Annotated in this window: 22 protein-coding genes; 10 read left to right on the plus strand and 12 right to left on the minus strand. The window is 43.3% G+C overall.

The window, feature by feature from the left end; genetic code table 11:
- Positions 1–18: 18 nt before the first annotated feature.
- The gene (locus PQ469_RS10715; RefSeq protein ID WP_274212964.1) at positions 19–1,272 is read right to left on the minus strand and encodes a serine hydrolase; all 1,254 of its coding nucleotides are present in this window, start codon (positions 1,270–1,272) and stop codon (positions 19–21) included.
- A gap of 125 nt (positions 1,273–1,397) precedes the next feature.
- Positions 1,398–1,622 (minus strand): CDGSH iron-sulfur domain-containing protein, encoded by a 225-nt coding sequence (locus tag PQ469_RS10720; RefSeq protein WP_090647357.1) that lies wholly within the window; start codon positions 1,620–1,622, stop codon positions 1,398–1,400.
- A 272-nt stretch (positions 1,623–1,894) separates the two neighbouring features.
- On the opposite strand from PQ469_RS10720, the gene PQ469_RS10725 reads away from it, so the two are divergent.
- The 3 genes from PQ469_RS10725 (at position 1,895) to PQ469_RS10735 (ending at position 6,165) form a co-directional block, all read left to right on the plus strand.
- Positions 1,895–2,926, plus strand: a complete 1,032-nt coding sequence (locus PQ469_RS10725; RefSeq protein WP_274212965.1) for an aldo/keto reductase — start codon at positions 1,895–1,897, stop codon at positions 2,924–2,926.
- A gap of 405 nt (positions 2,927–3,331) precedes the next feature.
- Positions 3,332–4,663: a Gfo/Idh/MocA family protein gene (locus PQ469_RS10730; protein WP_274212966.1), complete on the plus strand. Its 1,332-nt coding sequence runs from the start codon at positions 3,332–3,334 to the stop codon at positions 4,661–4,663.
- A 149-nt stretch (positions 4,664–4,812) separates the two neighbouring features.
- Positions 4,813–6,165: a 3-keto-disaccharide hydrolase gene (locus PQ469_RS10735; RefSeq protein WP_090647371.1), complete on the plus strand. Its 1,353-nt coding sequence runs from the start codon at positions 4,813–4,815 to the stop codon at positions 6,163–6,165.
- A gap of 52 nt (positions 6,166–6,217) precedes the next feature.
- Here the strand turns inward: PQ469_RS10735 and PQ469_RS10740 are convergent, their stop codons facing one another.
- The gene (locus PQ469_RS10740; RefSeq protein WP_274212967.1) at positions 6,218–6,862 is read right to left on the minus strand and encodes an NAD(P)-dependent oxidoreductase; all 645 of its coding nucleotides are present in this window, start codon (positions 6,860–6,862) and stop codon (positions 6,218–6,220) included.
- A gap of 54 nt (positions 6,863–6,916) precedes the next feature.
- On the minus strand, positions 6,917–7,324 hold the full coding sequence (locus tag PQ469_RS10745) for an Rrf2 family transcriptional regulator (RefSeq protein WP_274212968.1): 408 nt from the start codon (positions 7,322–7,324) through the stop codon (positions 6,917–6,919).
- A gap of 520 nt (positions 7,325–7,844) precedes the next feature.
- Here PQ469_RS10745 and PQ469_RS10750 point away from each other — a divergent pair.
- Positions 7,845–8,186, plus strand: coding sequence for a helix-turn-helix domain-containing protein (locus PQ469_RS10750; protein ID WP_076378169.1), 342 nt, complete (start codon positions 7,845–7,847; stop codon positions 8,184–8,186).
- Positions 8,187–8,214: 28 nt separating this feature from the next.
- Here the strand turns inward: PQ469_RS10750 and PQ469_RS10755 are convergent, their stop codons facing one another.
- The 5 genes from PQ469_RS10755 to PQ469_RS10775 form a co-directional block, all read right to left on the minus strand.
- Positions 8,215–9,333, minus strand: a complete 1,119-nt coding sequence (locus tag PQ469_RS10755) for a GNAT family N-acetyltransferase (RefSeq protein WP_274212969.1) — start codon at positions 9,331–9,333, stop codon at positions 8,215–8,217.
- A gap of 76 nt (positions 9,334–9,409) precedes the next feature.
- Positions 9,410–9,604, minus strand: coding sequence for a hypothetical protein (locus tag PQ469_RS10760; RefSeq protein ID WP_090647388.1), 195 nt, complete (start codon positions 9,602–9,604; stop codon positions 9,410–9,412).
- 140 nt (positions 9,605–9,744) lie between these two features.
- The gene (scpB, locus tag PQ469_RS10765; RefSeq protein WP_274212970.1) at positions 9,745–10,296 is read right to left on the minus strand and encodes an SMC-Scp complex subunit ScpB; all 552 of its coding nucleotides are present in this window, start codon (positions 10,294–10,296) and stop codon (positions 9,745–9,747) included.
- 95 nt (positions 10,297–10,391) lie between these two features.
- Entirely contained in the window at positions 10,392–11,516 is a 1,125-nt protein-coding gene (gene mqnC / locus PQ469_RS10770) for a cyclic dehypoxanthinyl futalosine synthase (RefSeq protein ID WP_090647397.1), read from the minus strand.
- A gap of 134 nt (positions 11,517–11,650) precedes the next feature.
- Positions 11,651–13,648, minus strand: coding sequence for a M1 family metallopeptidase (locus PQ469_RS10775; RefSeq protein ID WP_274212971.1), 1,998 nt, complete (start codon positions 13,646–13,648; stop codon positions 11,651–11,653).
- A 64-nt stretch (positions 13,649–13,712) separates the two neighbouring features.
- On the opposite strand from PQ469_RS10775, the gene PQ469_RS10780 reads away from it, so the two are divergent.
- The 6 genes from PQ469_RS10780 (at position 13,713) to PQ469_RS10805 (ending at position 18,001) form a co-directional block, all read left to right on the plus strand.
- A complete protein-coding gene (locus PQ469_RS10780; protein ID WP_274212972.1) occupies positions 13,713–14,357 on the plus strand; it encodes a hypothetical protein in 645 nt (214 codons plus the stop codon).
- Between the two features lie 62 nt (positions 14,358–14,419).
- Positions 14,420–15,160: a carboxypeptidase-like regulatory domain-containing protein gene (locus tag PQ469_RS10785; RefSeq protein ID WP_274212973.1), complete on the plus strand. Its 741-nt coding sequence runs from the start codon at positions 14,420–14,422 to the stop codon at positions 15,158–15,160.
- Between the two features lie 95 nt (positions 15,161–15,255).
- Complete coding sequence (locus PQ469_RS10790; protein ID WP_274212974.1) at positions 15,256–16,005, plus strand: prolipoprotein diacylglyceryl transferase; 750 nt, start codon at positions 15,256–15,258, stop codon at positions 16,003–16,005.
- Positions 15,998–17,395 carry a radical SAM protein gene (locus PQ469_RS10795; protein ID WP_274212975.1) on the plus strand — a complete coding sequence of 466 codons (1,398 nt, stop codon included), beginning with the start codon at positions 15,998–16,000 and terminating at the stop codon, positions 17,393–17,395. Before PQ469_RS10790 ends, PQ469_RS10795 begins: the two co-directional genes overlap by 8 nt.
- Positions 17,392–17,706 (plus strand): hypothetical protein, encoded by a 315-nt coding sequence (locus tag PQ469_RS10800; RefSeq protein ID WP_274212976.1) that lies wholly within the window; start codon positions 17,392–17,394, stop codon positions 17,704–17,706. The genes PQ469_RS10795 and PQ469_RS10800 overlap by 4 nt, the downstream gene beginning before the upstream one ends.
- 25 nt (positions 17,707–17,731) lie before the next feature.
- Positions 17,732–18,001, plus strand: coding sequence for a hypothetical protein (locus PQ469_RS10805; RefSeq protein ID WP_090647432.1), 270 nt, complete (start codon positions 17,732–17,734; stop codon positions 17,999–18,001).
- A 308-nt stretch (positions 18,002–18,309) separates the two neighbouring features.
- Here the strand turns inward: PQ469_RS10805 and PQ469_RS10810 are convergent, their stop codons facing one another.
- From PQ469_RS10810 to PQ469_RS10820, 3 genes are all read right to left on the minus strand, one after another.
- Positions 18,310–19,239 carry a Ppx/GppA phosphatase family protein gene (locus PQ469_RS10810; protein ID WP_274212977.1) on the minus strand — a complete coding sequence of 310 codons (930 nt, stop codon included), beginning with the start codon at positions 19,237–19,239 and terminating at the stop codon, positions 18,310–18,312.
- Between the two features lie 173 nt (positions 19,240–19,412).
- Complete coding sequence (locus tag PQ469_RS10815) at positions 19,413–20,666, minus strand: ABC transporter permease (protein WP_274212978.1); 1,254 nt, start codon at positions 20,664–20,666, stop codon at positions 19,413–19,415.
- Positions 20,659–21,579 (minus strand): ABC transporter ATP-binding protein, encoded by a 921-nt coding sequence (locus PQ469_RS10820; RefSeq protein WP_274212979.1) that lies wholly within the window; start codon positions 21,577–21,579, stop codon positions 20,659–20,661. Before PQ469_RS10820 ends, PQ469_RS10815 begins: the two co-directional genes overlap by 8 nt.
- Positions 21,580–21,758: the final 179 nt, after the last annotated feature.

Consider the following 21,758-nt stretch of genomic DNA (forward strand, 5'->3'; position numbering starts at 1 on the left):
CAAACACAAATCGACTTTTTAATTAGTGTAATTCGATACAATCCGCGGCAATTCGTGTTTATTTTTTTTAGGCCGGTGCAATTCATGCTGATAGATTACCTGCCCAAGGTTTTTCAAAAAGGGGAGGCATACAGTGGCATACTCGTATTTGTTATCATTGTAAATACCATCCTCATTTGATTGAACAACTGCTGTAAGTAAAAACTCCACGTTATTTTTAAAATCAACTATATAAGCGTTGTCAATGTTGTAGCCATAGCTGTCGCCGTATTTATTAAAAATTCTGATGTTTGCATCGGGCGCCGCGGTACTATCAGCACCATAAAACAACAGTTTGCTCATTACAGGATAATTTTGTGGCCGGTTATAGGTGGGTTTAGTACTTTCTGTGGGGAACATGCTCATATACTTGTAGATAAGCCGATAATCTGCCGGTGTTAAATTGAAGCGTTGCGCTTTGTCGAACGTTTCGGGGAAAAGCAACCGTTTTAAAACCATCTGCTGATCTGCAATGGTATAAACGTTTTTCTGGCTAAAATCAAAGGGCTGCATTATCAGTTTATCATTCTTATCCAGGTAGCCTTTGCCTTGCAGCATGTTATCCAATTGCATGGGGTAATCGCTGCTGTCATACAAGGCTGGTTTTTGGTAAACCAGCTTATCGCCATTGTAAAAATCAATAGGGTTGGTGTGTTTGGTACCCTCGCCGGTATCATTTATCGCCAACCGGCCAATAATGCGGGTATTGTTAAGCTGGTATTTTTTTAGTTTTTGGTTAATCTCTTCGCGCCCAACAAACTCATACAGCCGGTTATAGGCATCGTTATCGCTTACCAGCAGTATCTTTTTTATGTAGTTTTCTATCGATGGCAAGCCATTGGTCGACGATGTATCTGTTTTAACTTTAGTTTGTCCTGCAAAAGCGCTGTCGGTTATCATTGCCGAACTTTTTGTAAAGGCTTTAATTTTAAGCTCGTTAATTTTTTCGAGCGCGAAAATGCAGGTTGGCAGCTTTACAGTACTTGCCGGATAAAAATATCGCTTTGGATTAAGCCGATAACTGAATGATTTAAAATGCGGTATATTGTTTTTATCGCGATCAATCTGGGTATACAGGATTTGTACCTCGTTATGTGTTGGATGATTGAGGATGCCTTGAAACAACTCCGGGTGAGATTGTAGCAGATTTTTAAGGAAGGTGGTATCGGGTTGTTGGGCTAAGGTTTTTAAACCGGTTACAATCATTATTAACAGGATGCAATATTGTTTCATTATGATAAATATACGCTATGTAAACAAGTTTACCGGCATAATAACACAAATGGCCCCGTAGGAGCCATTTGTTATAAAAAACAGATAATTTGCCGGTTTAGTAGCGGAGCCCGTTATTAAACGAATTATACCTTTTTAGGGGGCAAATCAAAAGCGATTGCATCATGCTCAAAATGACCTTTATGCGACCCATCGCAAAATGGTTTGTTGGCCGATAAGCCACAACGGCAGATAGAAACTATTGTTCTGCCTTGTAAGCCATAGTTATTGCCCTGCATATCTACAATTTCAAAATCGCCGTCGATTTTTACAGATCCGTTGTTATTAATAGTAAGTTTAGTTGTTGCCATAAGTTAAATTTTGGCGCAAAGTTAACCAATGCAATGGCCTTTAAAGGTGCTATTTGCTATTTAGAAGGGTTCCTGATTGGGGCTGCGGATATAATCAGGAGTCAAGAATCAAGACAAAGACAGCGCATAACCTGGCCTTTTATTTTTGCTGGCCACAAATGACAAAATGATGATGCGCAATATCCGCGCTACAGAGACAGATGTTTTAGTTTTGTTATATGCGATAAAGGCTTACGGCCTTTTGCTTTAAACTTTCTGCTTAAAATTACACTATGGAATACAGACAATTAGGAGCATCTGGATTGAGGGTGCCCGTATTAAGTTTCGGAACGGCCACGTTTGGCGGCGGCAACGAATTTTTTAAAGCCTGGGGCAATACACAGGTTGATGATGCCAAAGAACTAATTAATTTATGCCTTGATGCCGGCGTCAATTTTTTTGATACCGCGAATATATACTCAAAGGGTTTATCGGAAGAGATATTAGGCAAGGCATTGGAAGGGCTGCGTAACGAGGTACTCATCAGCACAAAGGCCACACTTCCTATGGGCGATGGTGTTAACGATTATGGTTCATCGCGCCTGCATTTAATAAAGCAGGCAGAAGATAGCCTTAAACGCCTGCAAACCGACCATATAGATATTTACCACATGCATAGCTTTGATGCCACAACCCCGGTGGAAGAAACCTTGCGCGCGCTTGATGACCTGGTAACCAGCGGCAAGGTACGTTATATTGCCTGTTCAAACTTTTCGGGCTGGCATTTAATGAAATCGCTGTCGGTATCTGAACGTTATGGCTGGAGCAGGTACATTGCCAACCAGGCTTATTATTCGTTGTTAGACCGGGAATTTGAATGGGAGCTGATGCCTTTAGCTATTGATCAAAATGTGAGTACCATAGTTTGGAGCCCGTTGGCATCGGGCAAAGTGAGCGGTAAATTCAGGAGGGGGCAACCCATACCGGCAGATTCCAGAACCGTACAAGGTGGCGCTCATGGCCCGGCAACCAACTTCGATCGCTTGTACAATATTGTTGATGTTTTGGATGAAGTGGCCGAAGAAACAGGTAAATCTGTAGCACAAGTTTCAATTAACTGGCTGTTGCAACGGCCAACCGTTGCCAATATCATCATAGGCGCACGTAACCAGGAACAGCTAAAACAGAACCTGGGTGCAGTAGGTTGGAATTTAACTACCGACCAGATAAAAAAATTAGATGCCGCCAGCGATTTGACTCCAATATATCCGTACTGGCACCAGCGCCAGAACCCCAAACTCATACCTCCGCCAATACAATACTAATATAATTATCTATTTAAGCATCTATAGCGACAGGTTTAAAACCTGCCGCTATAGATGTGAAAGTCACGCGTTTTTTTACGTAAAAACACGTGTAGGAATTACTCAAATACCGTGTTTCTACTAATCTGATAACAACAGGGGATGCCTATTTTTACAAAGTAGACAGTTAATAGTTAATAATTTAATGCTCCTAAACACTATCCTTTAAAAACAAGCCACTTTTCTGCCGGCTTGTTTTTTTGTTTTTCAGGCAAGCCGATTAGGTTAGCAACGTATTGACGTAACAGCTAAATTACAATGGTATTCAAAAAAAACAGCCTGTTTTCTTCGAAGCTTTACAAAACTTAGCTAATTTGCCTGCCTGCCCCCGCGGGCAATTACAGTAAACCAATTTAGCTGTTACCTATGCTTAACCGAAGACAGTTCATTCAGAATACGTCAGTTGCCGGGACAAGTTTTTTACTTGCGCCCCAACTTTCAAAGGCGGCCGGTTTTTTCAAAGGCTCGCCCAATGAAAAAGTAGTTTTAGGCTCTATGGGCACCAATAGCCGCGGCCTTTACCTGGCACAGAGCTATGCTAAAATTCCTAATGTAGAGATAGGATATATCTGCGATGTGGACTCCAAAGTAGTGGACAGAACCATTGAAGAGATTTATAAAATAACAGGCAAACGGCCAAAGGGAATTACCGATATCCGCAAAATGCTGGAAATAAAAGATATCGACGCCGTTGTTGTTGCCCCGCCCGATCATTGGCACGCCCCGGCAACCATTATGGCCTGCCAGGCCGGCAAACATGTTTATGTTGAAAAGCCCTGCAGCCATAACCCACACGAGGGCGAAATGGCTGTTGAGGCCGCAAAAAAATACAATCGGCTGGTGCAAATGGGTAGTCAGCGGCGCTCGTTCTCCAACGTGCAGGCCATGGTAAAGGAATTGCATGACGGTGTTATTGGCCGTACCTATTACGCCAAAGGCTGGTATACCAACCACAGGCTGAGCATTGGGCATGGCAAGCAAGTGCCCGTGCCGGCAAATTTAAATTACGACCTGTGGCAGGGCCCGGCCCCACGGAAGCCCTACCAGGATAACCTGATACACTATAACTGGCACTGGTTTTGGAACTGGGGAACCGGCGAGGCGTTGAACAACGGTACCCACGAACTGGATGTGATCCGCTGGGGTTTGGGGGTTGATTATCCTAACAAAGTAGTATCCACCGGCGGCCGCTTCCATTTTAATGACGATTGGCAAACGCCCGATACGCAGAATATCCTGTATAATTTCCCCAACAATACGGCTGCCGAGTGGGAAAGCCGGAGTAGTAATGGTTTTAATATCGAGCAGTTAAGCCGCGGGGTGGTATTTTATGGCGATAAAGGTACCCTGTTTTACGGCAGCGGCAATGGCTACCAGGTTTACGATGGCGATAACAAGCTGGTAAAAGAAGTAAAAGACGATACCAAAGTTGACGGCACTAACAAAGTTAGCCCTACCGAGGCGCTTGATGGTTTTCACCTGAAGAATTTTATCGATGGTGTAAGGGGAGTAGCGCCACTGAACTGCCCCATCGAAATTGGTTTTAAATCAACCTTGTTGCCGCAGTTAGGCAATATATCATACCGCGTTGACCGCGTGCTGCACATTAATCCAACTAACGGCCATATCCTAAACGACCCTGAAGCCCAAAAACTTTGGAGCCGGGAATATGAAAAAGGCTGGGAGGTGAAGGTGTAAAACGCCATTATTGCCTCATTCCTCACCAGTATGTCATTGCGAGGAACGAAGCAATCCCGTAGAAATGCATCTCCGCCAAGTAAGCGAAGAGGTTGCCGCGCTACGCTCGCAATGACATAGTTTAATAATTTGAATAACAATACCATAACATGAAAAAATACATCTATCCCTTAGCTCTTTTACTTGCAACAGCGTCATTAACCCAGGCGCAAACCAAAATATTTGATGGCAAAACGCTTAAAGGCTGGAAACGCCTTGCCGGTACCGCGGATTATAAGGTAGAAGACGGGGCTATTGTGGGCACCACCGTGTTAAACTCTGGCAACACCTTTTTGGTTACCGAAAAAGAATACGGCGATTTTATTTTAGAGTTGGATGCCAAAATAGAAAGCAAACTGAGCAACTCTGGTGTGCAAACACGTAGCCATTATAACCCTGCCGGTCACGATGGCAAGGGGCTGGTTTATGGCCGCCAGTTTGAGATTGATCCATCGGATCGTAAATGGACAGGTGGTATTTATGACGAAGGACGCCGCGACTGGTTGTACCCACTTGATTTGAATGCCGCTGCCAAAGATGCCTTTAAAGTGGGCGAGTACAATCACATCCGCATTGAGTGCATTGGTAACGAAATGAAAACCTGGGTAAACGGAATCCCAACTGCTGATGTGGTGGATACCATAGACACTAAAGGCTTCATTGCCTTACAGGTTCACGCGGTGAGCGACGAAAAACAAGCCGGTAAAAAAGTATATTTCAAAAACTTTAACCTGCAAACTACCAATCTAAAATCAAAGCCGTTTCCTAAAAATGTGTATGTTGTGAACCTGCAACCCAACAGTATCACCGCTGCCGAAAAAGCCGCCGGTTGGAAGCTGTTATATGATGGTAAAACCAGTGCCGGCTGGCGTGGTGCAACCCTCAAAACTTTCCCTAACCATGGCTGGGAGGTAGCCAACGGAACTATGCATGTGCTGCCATCTGCCGGTAAAGAAGAATCGGGCGGTGGTGATGTGGTTACTGATGACAATTATAGCGCCTTCGACCTTTCGTTTGAGTTTAAGCTGACTCCGGGGGCCAACAGCGGTGTTAAATACTTTGTTACCCTGAGTGAAGTCACTACAGGATCAGCAATAGGCCTGGAGTACCAGGTATTGGATGATAAACTGCATCCCGATGCCAAACTTGGCCGCGATGGCGACAGAACGCTGGCTTCATTATATGACCTTATTAAGGCAAATAAACCGGAGCGCTTTGTACACCCGATAGGAGCATGGAACATTGGCAGGGTAGTGGTTTATCCTAATAATCACGTTGAGCACTACCTGAACGGAGTTAAAGTATTAGAATACGAGCGTGGTTCAAAAGCATTTAAAGACCTGGTTGCCATTAGTAAATATACCATATGGAAAAACTTTGGCGAAGCCCCTCAAGGACACTTATTGTTACAGGATCATGGTAATGAGGTGTTTTTCAGGAGTATAAAAGTTAGGGCCCTATAGAAAAACCGTCTCAAGTCTCCCTCCAAAGGCGAGACTTGAGACGGGATTATGCTTAATACCCTACTGTAAACCTTCTTTTTACAAATTCGTTGTTTTCCAGTTCATTTAAAATAGCAACGGCCAGGTCTTCAACCGTGATTTCGTGTTGGCCTTTATCGTTAAATATTGGTTCATCGGTACCGGTACGGAATTTGCCTGTGCGCTCGCCGGGGTGCAGGTTAATGGCGGGGCTTAAAAATGTCCAATCCAATTCATCTTCTTTTTTTAGGATGTTCAGGTAATCGCGTGCCGCTGTAGCCCCTGCTTTCCACTCGGCAGGGAATTGAGGGCTATCAACCAATTGTACACCCGGTGCCACGTATAAACTACCCGCGCCGCCAACAACCAATAAGCGCTTAACGCCCGATTGTTTTACAGCCTGTTGTATCGCTTCGCTGCCTTTTAAGAAATCATCATAAAGGTTTGGATTTGTCCAGCCGGCGTTAAAAGCGCTAACTACTGCGTCATGGCCTTTAAGGGCCGCTGCCAAATTATCGGTATCCCAAATATCAGCTGTTACCGTCGTAAGCTTATCGTTATTAATACCAGCTGCCTGAGGGTTACGGGCGATAGCAGTTACCTCATATCCGCGTTGTAACGCTTCGTTTAATACAGCTTTGCCTACAAAGCCTGTAGCGCCTATTAGTGCTAATTTCATAATTGTTGTTATTTTTATTGTAATTTAATTTGTTACAGTTTTGTTTAAATTTTTTTACTCGAATTTGCTGCTGAAATCAGCCAGTGTCATCGTTTTTAGTTTGTCAAATATGGTTGTATCAACCTCGTCGGCCAAATCATCCAGGTGCTTACTTATTTGCTTACCTATGGAGCAGGCTGGGTTGGGTTTATTTTTTGCCTGACCCAAAGCCGGTGCAACTTTTACAGCCTTATACACATCACTGAAGCGAATTTTATCGGGCGGCAGGTTAAGGCTATATCCGCCGGCCTTACCTTCCTTACTGGCTATTAATCCGTATTTACGCAGGTTGCTAATCTCTTTACGTACCAATACAGGGTTGATATTGATGCTGCCGGCAATATAATCAGACGGCAATAGCTCACCCGGCTGCGCATTGAGTAGGGTGAGAATGTGTATCGCTATTTGAAATTGCCCGTTCATCTGTAATTAAAATTATTACAGTACAAAGATACGACTGTAATCGATAATTGCAATAGGTTTTAACTGTTATTTTTAAAATTACAGTTTTAGGCACAAAAAAAATAACAGGGTTATAGCTTTGGCCAACTCTACCGCTCAATATTAGAACGCTCCGTAATATTTGTTTATCGACGAATTGGGTTGCCACCTCGTTGCCTGCATGATACCAGGCATATAATTGTTTCGGATTTTATTTGTACAAAACCCGGTAGGGCACCACAAAAAAATGTAAAAGAATGTTTCGCTATAAAGAATCCCGATTATTTTACAACTTTGAACGGTTAATAGTTTGCGCTCGGCTATACTTAAAAAGGTGGATTGAAACTTGTTTAGTGCCCTGTAACGCAGATAATTGCGATTTGTTTTATCGGGTTGCGCTTTTAAATAAAATATTGTGCAAATTAGTTGATAATTAGCGTGATAATAAATATTATTGTAAGGTAATTAACTTTTGCGAAACCTTTATTATTATTCGAATTAAATGAAGACACTTGGAAAAAAAATCAGACTATTACGTCATCAAAAAGGGTGGAGCCAGGAGGATGTTGCAAAGCGGTTAGATATTTCCATTCCCGCATTCTCAAAAATTGAGACCGGGATAACGGATATTAACTTATCAAGGCTTGAGCAAATAGCAACTTTGTTCGAAATGTCGGTGGTTCAGCTACTTACATTCAATGATGCCGAACAGGATCAAAAATTTGTTAACGAATTGGAAACAGTTAACAAACGTTTAATGGATCGTGAAACCGAAGTTATCGATCTGCAAAAAAAGGTGATTGAGCTGTTTGAAGAGCTTAGGCACTCAAAAGCTACCGCATAAATTTAAGCCCGGGTGCAACCGGGCTTGTTTAAAATGTGCAACGCATTGTTAAGTGTTTTTTGCCAAATGTAGCTCCAACAGCCGCATGAATGGCAATCATTTTCTCATTAAAATCCCCAACCCACGACAATTCCAGTTCATCGTATTGCTTTAAAGGTAAAACATACTCTTTAAGTTTGATGAATATGGCCGATTCGAGCCCGTGTTTCTGGTATTTTTGTTTGGTGCCCATCACTATCGCCCGCATACGCGATACGCCTTTCCAACGATAATATAAAAATTTAAGCTTACCAATCAGGTCCAGTTTGCCGTTTAGTGGCTTAAGCATCTGGTTGGCATCGGGCAAAATTATAATAAATGCAGCCGGTTCATCATCAATGTACGCAAACCAGATCAATTTTTCGTCCATTAGGGGCTTCATTTTTTTAAAGCTTTCGGCAATGGTGGCCTGGGTAATTGGAACAAAGTTTTCAAAATCCTGCCAGGCATCGTTATAAATCTCGATAAAATCGGCAGCAAACTTTTCCATCTTTTTTATCTCGAAATGCCTGAAATCGTACCCGGGCTTTTTAATAACCCAATTGGCAATTTTTGTAAAGCGCTCAGAAAAAGGCTTGTTTACATCCAGGTGATTGGTAATTTGCTCATACAGTGTTTTAAAGCCGTAATCTTCAAAAAATGCCCGGTAGTACGGAAAATTATAGTTCATGCCGTAGGAGGGGTGGGTGAAGCCCTCAACCAGCAATCCCCAAAAATTATCATTCTCGCCAAAATTAATGGGCCCGTCCATGGCTTGCATGCCATTATCCTGCAACCATTTTTTTGCGGTATCAAATAGCAGGAAAGCTGCCTTTTTATCGTTGATGCATTCAAAAAAGCCCATGCCACCAGTTGGCTGCTCATAATGATAGGCCTTTTTATTATTGATGAAGGCAGCAACACGGCCTATCACCTTGCCGTTATCATCTTTAAGAATCCAGCGGGTACACTTGCCATCCTGGTGAAAATTGTTTTTAGCCGCATCAAATACGGCTTCAATATCATTATCCAGCGGGCAAACCCAGTTTTTGTCATTCTTGTATAACGTACGTGCAAGGTTTAAAAATGCTTTTTTTGATGCTTTATCTTTTACTTGGGTTATAATCATAGGAGGACTAAATATAAAAAAAGCATTCAGGGCATGTGCTGAATGCTTTACAAATGGAACTATGTATGGTTAACGATTAAAAATCGTCGTCATCGTCGTCATCAAATGAATCATAACCTCTGCCCAGATCGTCATCTAAAGGGCCGTCAAAATCATCATCATCGTCCTCAACTTTTTTCTTTTTTGAGTCGAGACTCAGATCGTCGTCGTCATCAAGGTCGTCATCAGAATTGTCGATCTTCTTAGTGGTTGGTTTTTTTGGCGCTCCCATTGTAATGGATTTTATTTGTAAAACTTTGTCAATAATACTTTAAATCGGGCAAAAAGCAGGAATTTTTTTAGAAGCTTTTATTTCCCATTTCAATAGTAAAAATAATCAAAATCATTTTTATTAAAAACATGAAATAAAAATTATTCTGTTTGTTCGCCAATGGCTACCGATGTGCTTGTAAAATCCTTAATCTGAGGTAATTCCTGTATGCTGTTAATTCCAAAATAGTCCATAAAAAGGCCGCTGGTGCCATATAATATAGGTTTTCCCAACGCTTCCGACTTCCCGGTTATAGCTATTAGCTCTTTTTCGAGCAATTTTTGGATCGAGTAATCGCAGTTTACACCGCGTATTTGCTCTACATCTGTTTTGGTTACCGGCTGTTTATAGGCAATAATGGCAAGGGTTTCCAAAGCAGCCTGGCTCAATCTTTTTTTAGATCGTTGCAATTGTAACAGGTTGATAACCGGGTGGTATTTTTTTTTGGTGAAAAACTGGTAGCCGTTGCCCACTTTTACCAGTTCGATAGCCAGGTTATCGTCACTATATTTTAGTTCGATGGCTTTTAGGCTCTCGTTAACTTCATCGGCCGTAAAATCGCGCTCAAAAGCAGCCTGAAGGCAATACATGATCTCTTCCAACCGTATACCTTGTTCAGATGCGAAGATGAGTGCCTCTATATGATGGGTCATTTGGTGAGTGGTGAGTGGTGAGTGGTGAGTAGTGAGTAGTTGATTAGGTTAATATTCTGCTGCCCATTCACTGCTCACCACTCACAATTCACCAATTAATAATCAATAACTTGTTCCTCAATTTCAACCGGTATATCGCGCCAGTCGTATTTTTGGGTACGTAGCTGTGGCTCAAAACCAGCTTCTTTGATTGAATCCTGGATGCCTTTTGCGGTAAACCTGTGCGGTGCGCCTGCAGCGGATACTACGTTTTCTTCAATCATGATTGATCCAAAATCATTAGCTCCTGCGTGTAAGCACAATTGGGCCACCTGTTTACCAACGGTAAGCCATGAGGCCTGTATGTTTTTAATATTAGGCAGCATAATGCGGCTTAACGCTATCATACGGATGTATTCATCGCCGGTTACATTATTGGTGATGCCACGTACTTTACGTAACAGCGTACCATCGTCCTGGAAAGGCCAGGGTATAAAGGCAACAAATCCATAATGACCTTCCGGTTTTTCGGATTGTACCTCGCGGATCCAAACAAGGTGCTCAAAACGTTCTTCGATGGTTTCTATGTGGCCAAACATCATAGTTGCGGATGTAGGCAAGTTAAGCTGATGGGCTGCACGCATTACATCCAGCCACTCCTTGCCGCCGCATTTACCTTTTGATATCAGGCGGCGTACACGATCGTTCAATATCTCGGCGCCTGCGCCGGGCAGTGAATCCAGTCCCGACTCTTTCATCGCCCTGAGTACATCTATATGACTCATATTCTCCAGCTTGGCTACGTGCGCTATCTCCGGCGGGCCTAAAGAGTGTAGTTTTAACTTGGGGTATAATTGTTTCAGTTCGCTGAACAGATCGGTGTAAAATTTCAACCCTAAGTCGGGGTGGTGGCCGCCCTGCAGCAGTAACTGATCGCCGCCGTAACGGAAAGTTTCTTCTATTTTCTTTTTGTAGGTTTCAATATCGGTAATGTAGCTATCCTCGTGGCCGGGCCTGCGAAAAAAGTTACAAAACTTGCAATTGGCTATACATACATTGGTAGTATTAACATTACGATCAATTTGCCAGGTAACCTTACCATGCGGAACCTGCTTTTTACGCAGTTCGTTGGCAGTGTACATTAAATCGGCAGTAGGCGCATTATTATATAGATAAACCCCTTCTTCCTGGGTCAAAAAATCAAACCGCAAAGCGCGTTGCAACAGATCGGCTGTGTTCATATAGCAAAGATAAAGTATTGTGATGTTATTCGTTTAATCCACACAGAAGATTGACAAATTAATGAGAAGCCCCCCAGCCCCCTGAAGTGGGAGCAATAATAAACGAGGTTAATTACAAATCAGAAACTCCCCCTTTAGGGGGTTGGGGGGCTCACCTTTACACTATTATTTCCCCTGTTCAAATCAGGTAGTGCATTATCCGGGTCGATGGTAACGCTTTCAACGTCTTTGTCGTCGGGGAGTATTACCGTTACTACTTTGCGCTGCATCCAGGTTTCAACAGGGAGGTAGTGGCGCTTTTTGCTGCCGTCTTTATATTTTAACTCCACAGTAAATGGCATTGGCAGCTGCTCTTTACTCACAATAGTTATTTTTACGCCCTTGGTTGCGTTACTACCTACGTTTTGGGCTGCTGTAATGGCTATGTCGCTCACCCAGTTGTTATAAAACCAGCCCTTCCAAAACCAGGACAGATCTTCGCCGGCGCCGCTTTCCATCGAGCGGAAAAAGTCGTCGGGCTGCGGGTGTTTAAATGCCCATTTGCTGATGTAGTTGCGGAAGGCATAGTCAAACCTATCCTTACCCAGTATCTGTTCGCGCAGCAAAACCAGGCCAAATGCAGGCTTAAAATAAACCAGTGGGTGGCGATATTTTTCGGGTGTTGCATCTGCAGCCGTCATGATAGATGGCGAAGCGGGGTCGTTCAAAATCGGGATGATCTCATCGACGGGGTTACCACCACCGGGCGCATATTCACCATCGCGCTTAGGGGCGTATTCGCCTTTGTTAAATTCTTCCGATGCGTAAATGTCTATAAAGGTGTTAAAGCCTTCATCCATCCAGCCAAAACGGCGCTCGTCCGATCCTACTATCATCGGGAACCAGTTGTGGCCTATCTCGTGCGCGGTTACCCAATATAACTCGTTGCCTTTATCGGTAATGCCGTCAAACACAATACCCGGATACTCCATACCGCCTGCAATACCGGCCTCGTTAATGGCAACAGGGTAGGGGTACACAAACCATTTTTCTGAAAAATATTCTATCGATTTTTTGAGGTACTCAGTCGCGCGGTCCCAGGCATTGGGGCCAACACTTTCGACCGGGTAAACCGACATGGCCAATGATTTTTTGCCACCGGGCAAATTAACCCTTGCCGCATCCCAAACATAGGCTTTTGATGCACCAAATGCTACATCGCGGGTGTTTATCATCTTGTAATGCCAGGTAAGCGTGCCTTTGTTAACAGGGCGGCTTGCCGGGTCGGTAACCTCGGCAAGGGTGCGTATCATTACCGTTTTATCGCTTGCGCGCGCGGCATCAAGGCGGGCTATTTGTTTGGCGGTTAAAACTTCTTTTGGGTTTAATAACTCGCCCGAACCGGCTACAATCATATCCCATGGTACAGTAACCTGGTAATCAAAATCGCCATAATCTAAATAAAACTCGCCCGCACCCAAAAATGGCAGGGTATCCCAGCCCCGGCTATCATCATACACGCACATACGAGGAAACCATTGGGCTATTTCGTAAATCGTTCCGTTTTTGGTGTTTACATAATCGGTGCGGTTACCAAAGTCGCCCGGAATAGTGTAGTGGTATTTGATGCGCAGTTTTAAAGCACCCTTGCCCAAAGCATGCGGTAAACGCACTTGCATACGCGTGTCTGTTATGATAAAAGGCACAGGCTTAACTACATCGCCATAATCTAAAGCGACTGATTCTATGGTATAACCTGTAGTATGCTGGTTTGGTGCCGGCACCCGGCCGGTAAAAAAGTTAGAGCGGGCTTCTTTTTTATAGGTGTTTTGATCCAGCTGAAGCCACAGGTATTGCAGGGCGTCGGGGCTATTGTTGACATAATTAATGGTTACTGTGCCGCTAATGGTTTTGGCAGCGGTATCCAGCGCTACGTTAATGGTATAGTCGGCGCGGTTTTGCCAATATTTGGCGCCGGGCTCGCCATTGGCCGAGTGGAACTCGTTGCCCTTATCGGTATAAAACTGCGGCGAAAATAATGCCGCCGGGTTGTAGTTGGATGTGGTATCGCCGGGGTTAATTTTTGTTTTTTGTGCCTGGGAATTGACAGCAAAAAGGACGAATAGGCCGAAGCCTAAAAATTTAATTTTCATGAGGATCAGTTAAAGGCAGCAATATACAAAGGATGGGCGGGAATTTTATTTGGCAATAAAAAAGATGCAGGAAATTTTAAAAAAAGTACAAGGCGTTTATGGAAAAGTTCAATTAACCGCATCCTGTAACAAAAGGATTGAAATGGCGCGAACCCAAAGTATTAATATCACCAAACCTTGTCACGAACTATGGCAACAGATGGTACCGGTTGACGGTGGCCGGCACTGCCAAAGTTGTTGTAAAACGGTTATTGATTTTTCGGCGATGACGGAAGCCCAGGTAATTGGTTACCTGGGCAGGCAGCAAAATGTGTGCGGGCGGTTTGAGGATAGGCAATTGATCCGGATAAATCAACAATTTCAAAAAAAAAAGCCGACGCCATTTATCTTTTTTAAAAGGATGGGCCTTGTGGCTGCTGTTTTGATGGCTATACCTTTTGCCAGGGCAAATGCGCAAAAAGAATATAAAATGGAGTATGCGCCGACTAAATCGAAACGGCATGGCGCGGGCCTTCCAAAAGCCCAAACGCATACCAATGTGAAGATTAATACCGACGCACCCATTCAAGCCGTTAGTGTGAAACAGATCGGTACCGAAGATTATGTGCGACACGAGGTTGTGGGTGGTGTTTCAGTTCAAGGTATTACCATTCGTCGTGTTTTATACCGTGCCTGGGATAAAACAAAATGGGTTTTCGGTGGCAATTAAAAAATTTACAACATTTATGGAATGGCGATAAAAATTGCATCCTGTTAAAAAACGCACCCGATATGTCGAACATCCAAAACATCAACATACCTAAACCTTGTCACCAATCATGGCAGCAAATGATGCCTGCCGAAAGCGGCAGGCATTGCGCCCAATGTTGTAAAACCGTTACCGATTTTACAACCATGACTAATAGCCAGATTATTGCTTACCTAAACAATACAGGCAACGTTTGTGGCAGGTTTAACGGGGAACAGTTAGCTAACCTCAATCATCAGTTTATTGCCGATGCTCCGGCAACAGCTGCAACAGGATGGAAAAGGCTGGCCTTGATAATGAGTATTTCAAGTTTTACTTTATCATTTAAAGCAGCAGCGCAAAATAAACCAACTACAACAGAACAAGTTCCCAGGCCAACCGGCGATGCAGGCAGTTTTATGCTGGGTAAGGTAATAGCAACAGACGTAGTTAAAACCAGGGCAATCACCGGATGCATATATGATGACCAGAACCTGCCTATACCGGGCGTCATTGTCAAAATACCATCGGGCGTAACCGGCACTAACACCGATGCAGCCGGCAAATTCAGGCTGACCATACCGGCAGATACAAAGCAAGTACAGGTTGCCTTTATAGGATACAAAACAATGCTGGTTGACATTTGTGCAGATGAAAATTACCAGGTAAAACTTACGACAGAACAGGTACTGGTTATGGGCGACATCATGGTGATAAGGCAGCCGCTTATCAAGCGGATTTATTACAAATGCATTAAAAAGCCGATAAAGAAGATATTTAATTGATGTATGGAAAGTGGAGACTACCTGTTTTAATGATTGCTCAAATGCGATATGAATTTAATTTGCTTTGATACGGCAGATTGGTACATTGCCACCCAATGCACTTCCCTGTAAATATCCCCATAGGCAAATCTTCCATTCCCGTACATTTTGTGTGCGAAACGCTGGCTTATTTTTTAGGCTATCGCTACTATGCCTGGCTGCGCCGGAATACCCACGACCAGATTCGCACTGAAAACCGGCTTATTATCTTTATAGGTGCGGCCTTCGGGGCTTTTGTAGGCTCGCATGTGGTTGGCGTTTTGGAGAACCCAGCGCTGCTGTCAAAGTTCAACCTCATTTACTTTATGGGCAATAAAACCATTGTGGGCGGAATGCTTGGCGGATTGATAGGCGTGGAGCTTACCAAGAAGAAAATAGGAGTAACCGTATCATCCGGCGATTTGATGGTTTACCCGCTGATACTGGCCATGATTATCGGCCGAACCGGTTGCTTCCTGGCGGGATTGGAAGATGGTACTTACGGTATAGCCTCAAACCTGCCCTGGGCTATCAATTTTGGCGATGGTATCCGCAGGCATCCCACAAACCTTTACGAGATTGTATTTTGGATTTTGCTTTGGCTCAGTTTGAAATTGATTGAACGGCGACATCAATTTACCGATGGTTCAAAGTTTAAGGTTTTTATGGCAAGTTACCTGGTATTCAGATTTCTGGACGAGTTTATTAAGCCCGATTACTTTTTTAGTTTTGGGCTTTCGGTAATTCAGTTAGTTTGTTTGGCAGGTATTTTGTATTATTATAAAGTATTTATACACCCATCTAAACTGATAAAAACCGATGCCTGAACGCCCTTATATTTATTATGATTTTACCCTGAGCATTTGCTCTACTTGTTTGCGCCGGGTTGATGCCAAAATTGTGTTTGAGGACGATAAGGTGTACATGCTTAAAAACTGCCGCCAGCATGGTTTCGAAAAAGTACTGATAGCCACCGACATTGAGTATTATAAAAACTGCCGCAACTATGCCAAACGTAGCGAAATGCCGCTCAAATTCAACGCCAAAACGCATTACGGCTGCCCTTATGATTGCGGCCTGTGCCAGGATCATGAACAACACTCCTGCCTTACCGTGGTTGAAGTTACCGACAGGTGCAATTTAAGCTGCCCAACCTGCTATGCCATGTCGTCGCCAAGCTATGGCCGTCATCGTACCTTGCAGGAGATTGAGCAGATGCTGGACGTAATTGTAGAGAACGAGGGCAAACCCGATGTGGTACAGATAAGCGGCGGAGAGCCAACAGTGCATCCCCAGTTTTTTGAGATATTGGACATAGCCAAAACAAAGCCCATTAAACACCTGATGCTGAACACCAACGGCATCCGCATAGCCAAGGACGAGAACTTTGTAAAGCGGCTGGCCACTTACACGCCCGATTTTGAGATATACCTGCAATTTGATTCCTTTAAAAAAGAAGCTTTGGAGCAATTGCGCGGCGATGATTTGCGCGAGGTACGCACCAAGGCTATAGAGCACCTGAATAAATATAACCTCTCGACCACGCTGGTAGTAACACTGCAAAAAGGTTTGAATACCGACGAGATAGGCCAAATTATCGAATACGCCCTGAAACAACCCTGCATCCGCGGGGTAACGTTCCAGCCAACACAGCAGGCTGGGCGGTTGGAGAATTTTAATGAGCAAACAGATCGGTACACGCTAACCGAGGTGCGTACCGCTATACTGGAGCAAACCAATATCTTCAATAAAAATGACCTGATCCCGGTACCCTGCAACCCCGACGCGCTGGTAATGGCCTACGCCTTAAAACTGGGCGACCAGGTATTCCCGCTCACCCGGATGATAAACCCGGACGATTTGCTGGATAACTCCAAAAATACCATTGTATATGAACAGGACGAACAGCTGAAAGGCCATTTGCTGAATATGTTCAGCACCGGCAACTCGGTTGATAAAGCTAAAGAGCATCTGCATTCGATATTATGCTGCCTGCCCGAAATTGACGCACCAAGCCTGAGTTACGATAACCTGTTCAGGGTAATTATTATGCAATTCATCGATGCCCATAATTTTGATGTACGCGCCATCAAAAAATCATGCGTGCACATTGTAAACAAGGATATGCAGATTATCCCCTTTGAAACCATGAATATTTTTTACCGGGATGATAAACGGGAATATTTAGAACAGTTACGAAATGAAATTACGGTATGATAGAAGATAACGACCTTAACGACACCACTCAACCAGGTGGTTTTAATACTAATGAAAGACCTGAGCTCAATAAACAAAGTGAGGGGATGAAAATAGTTGGATACAATATTTTAGCACTTGCTGTTTACTCCATACCATGCCTTACTGTATCTGGCGGAGCTTTAATTGAAGCTTTCCTGCTATTTATCCATGTGGTTGTATGCATTTGTGCCGCCCTTGGTAAGCGAAGCTGGTTTTGGCTGCTGGCCGGTTTATTAGTCTTAATTATTGGGTTTTCTACCTGTGTTACGGTTGGCTTTAAAGGACTTTAGTGTAATAAATAATTTTAAACTATTAATGGAAGAGCTAAACAAAAAGCAACAGCCTAAACAGGATCAAAAATTAATCATCATCGGTATTAACCTTGCAGTGCTGGCTGGTTATACTATATACTTCGGCGTTAACAAAGAAGAACTTATTATTATTGGTGAAGCGTTCTTTATAGCCGTCCAAATTATAATATGCTTAATAGCAGCCATTTTTGTTTATCGTAAAGAATTTTTATTAAGTGCATTAGTGGTTTTGCTGATTGGTTTTTCAACCTGTTTGGCCGTTTTTTCAAGCTAACTTACCTATATCTTATGCCAGATAGTGAAACATTTGTTCCAGGGATATATATTGATTGATTAGTTGATTTTGCATTTTAAAATATTTTGGAAAATGCCACAGATGTAACAATAACGGCTTAAACATTTGTCATTGATTCTTAGACTAACACCGGTGGTGTACCACCCCGTACCAGGGTGTACCAGGGTGTTTCAGGGTGTTTCAGGGTGTTTCAGGGTGTACCAGGGTGTACCAGGGTGTACCAGGGTGTTTCAGGGTGTCTCGTCCTGACCGGTACACACACTTTGTTGGTTATGCATAGTACCCAATTATTCCCCCAACATGTCCGCCAAAACCCCTTCCTTAAGCGAATTACTGCACATACTTACCTTACCAATACCAAGTTTAGTCATAATAAATCGGGTAATGAGCGATGCGGCAACTATCATATCAACCCTAACCGGGATAATACCTTTATCGGCGGCCCGCTCTTTATGGCTGGATGCTACAAATTTACTAATGAGCATTAATAATTCATCCTCGTCGAAACTGTAATTTTTGTTGGTTTTTAAGTCAAAATTATGCCCTTTTTCAACTTCTATAACCTCGGCAAAAGTTTCAAAAGCGCCGGAAGAGCCGATGAGGGTGTCGATTTTGCTGCTTTTTACGGCTGCGAACAAATCGACCAGTTTTTCGTCAAGATATTGATTTAAGGCTTCTATGGATGCCGGTGGGATAGGATCTGTTCGATGAAACAAATCCATCAGCCGGGCTGCGCCAATTTCAAAGCTTTGTTTCCATATGATACCATCGGCATTTCCTAAAATAAATTCTACACTGCCGCCGCCGATGTCCATAATGAGCGAATTTTGTGCCGATAAGCATCCGCTGATCTTTATGCCCTGGTAAATAAAACCCGCTTCCTGTTCGCCATCGATAATTTCGATGACTATGCCTGTTTGGGCTTTAACCTCGCTGATAAAATCTTTTCCGTTTGATGCGCTACGCAGGGCAGATGTTGCGATGGCGCGGGCACTGGTAGCGCCCTTTGCCTTTATTTCTGTAGCAAACTGTTGCATGGTATTAATACCTCGCTGGTAGGCTTCGGGTAAAATATAGCCCTTGTTAATACCTCCTTCGCCAAGCTTTACGGCTTCATGGTAGTGTACAATCTCCTTATAATTGTGTATCTCGCCATCGGCAATCAATAAGTGGAAGGTATTTGTACCCAAATCCATCACGGCAACGCGTTTACTCATGTTGCTAAAATAGATATTTTAGTTCATTGGTTCACTTGTTCATTAGTTCATTGGTCTTTTCTGGTGGCTGACTCTGTAAAGTGCAGTTGCTGGTGCAGTCGACTGCTTTTTGCCCGCTATGCCCGCTTTCCAATGAACCAATGAACCAATGAACCAATGAACCAATGAACCAATTACTCCTTATAAAAAAACCATTTGCTCAACTCTTTAAAGCTGGCTTTTTTACCATACATCAAAACTCCAACCCGGTAAATACGTGCTGCTACGTAGGTTGTAAACAAAAAGCCCACCACCATCATAAACATGGATAAGGCAACCTGCCATGGCGCTGGATCAAACGGCAGACGTACCATCATAGCAACCGGCGCGGTAAAAGGAATTATAGATAACCAAACGGCCAGGGTACTATCAGGTGCCCGAAATAATACCGTAACCGATAGCATGTAGGTAAACAACAGCGGTAGTGTTATCGGGAACATAAATTGCTGTGTTTCGGTTTCGCTGTCAACAGCAGAACCTACTGCGGCAAATAAGGCGGCATATAAAAGGTATCCCGACAGGAAATAAAACAGGAAACAAAATAAAATATATCCCACCTTAATAGTCGTCAGGGTCGCAATTATACCTGCCATGGGGCTTTGGGGTGAATTAAAGGCATGCCCAGCTATTTTCGACGATACAACAGATAAAATGATCCAGGCGGCAAATTGTGTCAGGCCAACCAGGCCTACACCTATAATTTTGCCCAGCATCAATTGAAAAGGTTTTACTGATGATATGATCACCTCTATGATGCGGCTTGTTTTCTCTTCAATTACGCCACGCATAACCTGGCCGCCGTAAATAAACAGCGAAATGTATATGAATATAGCGCAGGCAATTCCAACGGCTATGTTTGCACCAAGGTCGCTGCTCTTATCGCCAGTTTCGGTAATTTCTATCGTCTTTACGCTAAAGTTAGCCCTTTTTATTGAGTGGATAACCGCCGTATCAATATGGTGCTGAATCATGCTGTAATCGAAGGCTATGTTGCCCATTTGCTTTTCAATCTCATCGGTAAGCTGCATGGGCGATTTCTTTTTAGAGAAGATCTGCACGCTTCCTTTTTTTGCGTAATCCGCAGGGATATAAAGGGTAGAGATATTTTCGTCCTTTTTTGATTCTGCTTTATCTGCATTTAAATCTTTATGATTTACTACAAATTTGATGTTGGATACATCCCGGAATTTATCTACAAAAATTTTGCTGTCATCAACTACCGTAACTATCTGGAGTGTTGACAGGTTGTTGCTGTCTTTGGCTACTAAAGCGATAATAGCTCCCATCGCCAGGATTAATAAAGGCACCACAAAGATCATGATGATGAACGACTTTTTCCGCACCCTGGTAAGGTATTCGCGCTGGATAATCAGTAATACTTTATTCATGGCTTTTGTTGTTTGCGTTTACTTTTTCGATAAATATTTCATGCATGCCCGGTATTACTTCCTGCAACATATTGATGCGAACCTGGGGCATAAGGTATTGCAGTACATCATTTGAGGTATAACCTTCATTTAGTTTGATGCGGATGGTATGGTTATCATCATCCGTGATGGTATCGCCAATGATGTCGAACGGTTGGGCGCCGTTAAAGCTTAAACGCTGGCCTGCGTACTCAACCATATAGGTTTCGTTGCGGTAGGAGTTGCGGATGTTTTTAACGGTACCATCCAGTATTTTATGCGATTGATGGATAAGGGCGATAGCATCGCAAAGCTCCTCTACCGATTCCATGCGGTGGGTAGAGAACAGGATGGTAGCACCTTTTTTGTTCAGCTCCAGGATCTCGTCTTTAATGATTTCTGCATTTACCGGGTCGAAACCGCTGAAGGGTTCATCTAAAATAATCAGGTCGGGCTCATGTAACACGGTTGCCACAAACTGGGCTTTTTGCTGCATGCCTTTGGATAGTTCTTCAATCTTTTTTTTCCACCAGGTTTCCATGCCCAGCTTATCAAACCAAAACTTTAAACGTTTTTGGGCTTCATCGCGGCTGAGGCCTTTCAAGCGGGCCAGGTAAATCATCTGCTCGCCAATCTCCATTTTTTTGTACAGACCGCGCTCTTCGGGCAGATAGCCAATACGGTCTATATGCGATTGGTTGAGCTTTTGGCCGTTAAAAAAAACTTCGCCTGAATCCGGCGCGGTTATCTGGTTAATGATGCGGATAAGGGAAGTTTTGCCTGCGCCATTTGGTCCCAGCAGACCGAAAACCTGGCCGCTTTCTACCTCCAGGCTTACATCGTCTAACGCCCGGTGACCGGCGTATTGCTTAACAATATTGCGGATGCTTAACATGTTTTGATTAAGGTTTATTTTGTTAATTTATGGTTTAGATACGGGCAATTTTAAAATGTTACATGACACGCGAATTGTCACGAATTCATAAACACAAATTGATACGAATTTTATCGAATTACACGAATCAAGATTAAATGAATTCAATGCAATTCTTTCATCAGGTGCAATTTAGGCGT

The sequence above is a fragment of the Mucilaginibacter sp. KACC 22773 genome (assembly GCF_028736215.1).
Taxonomy (GTDB): domain Bacteria; phylum Bacteroidota; class Bacteroidia; order Sphingobacteriales; family Sphingobacteriaceae; genus Mucilaginibacter.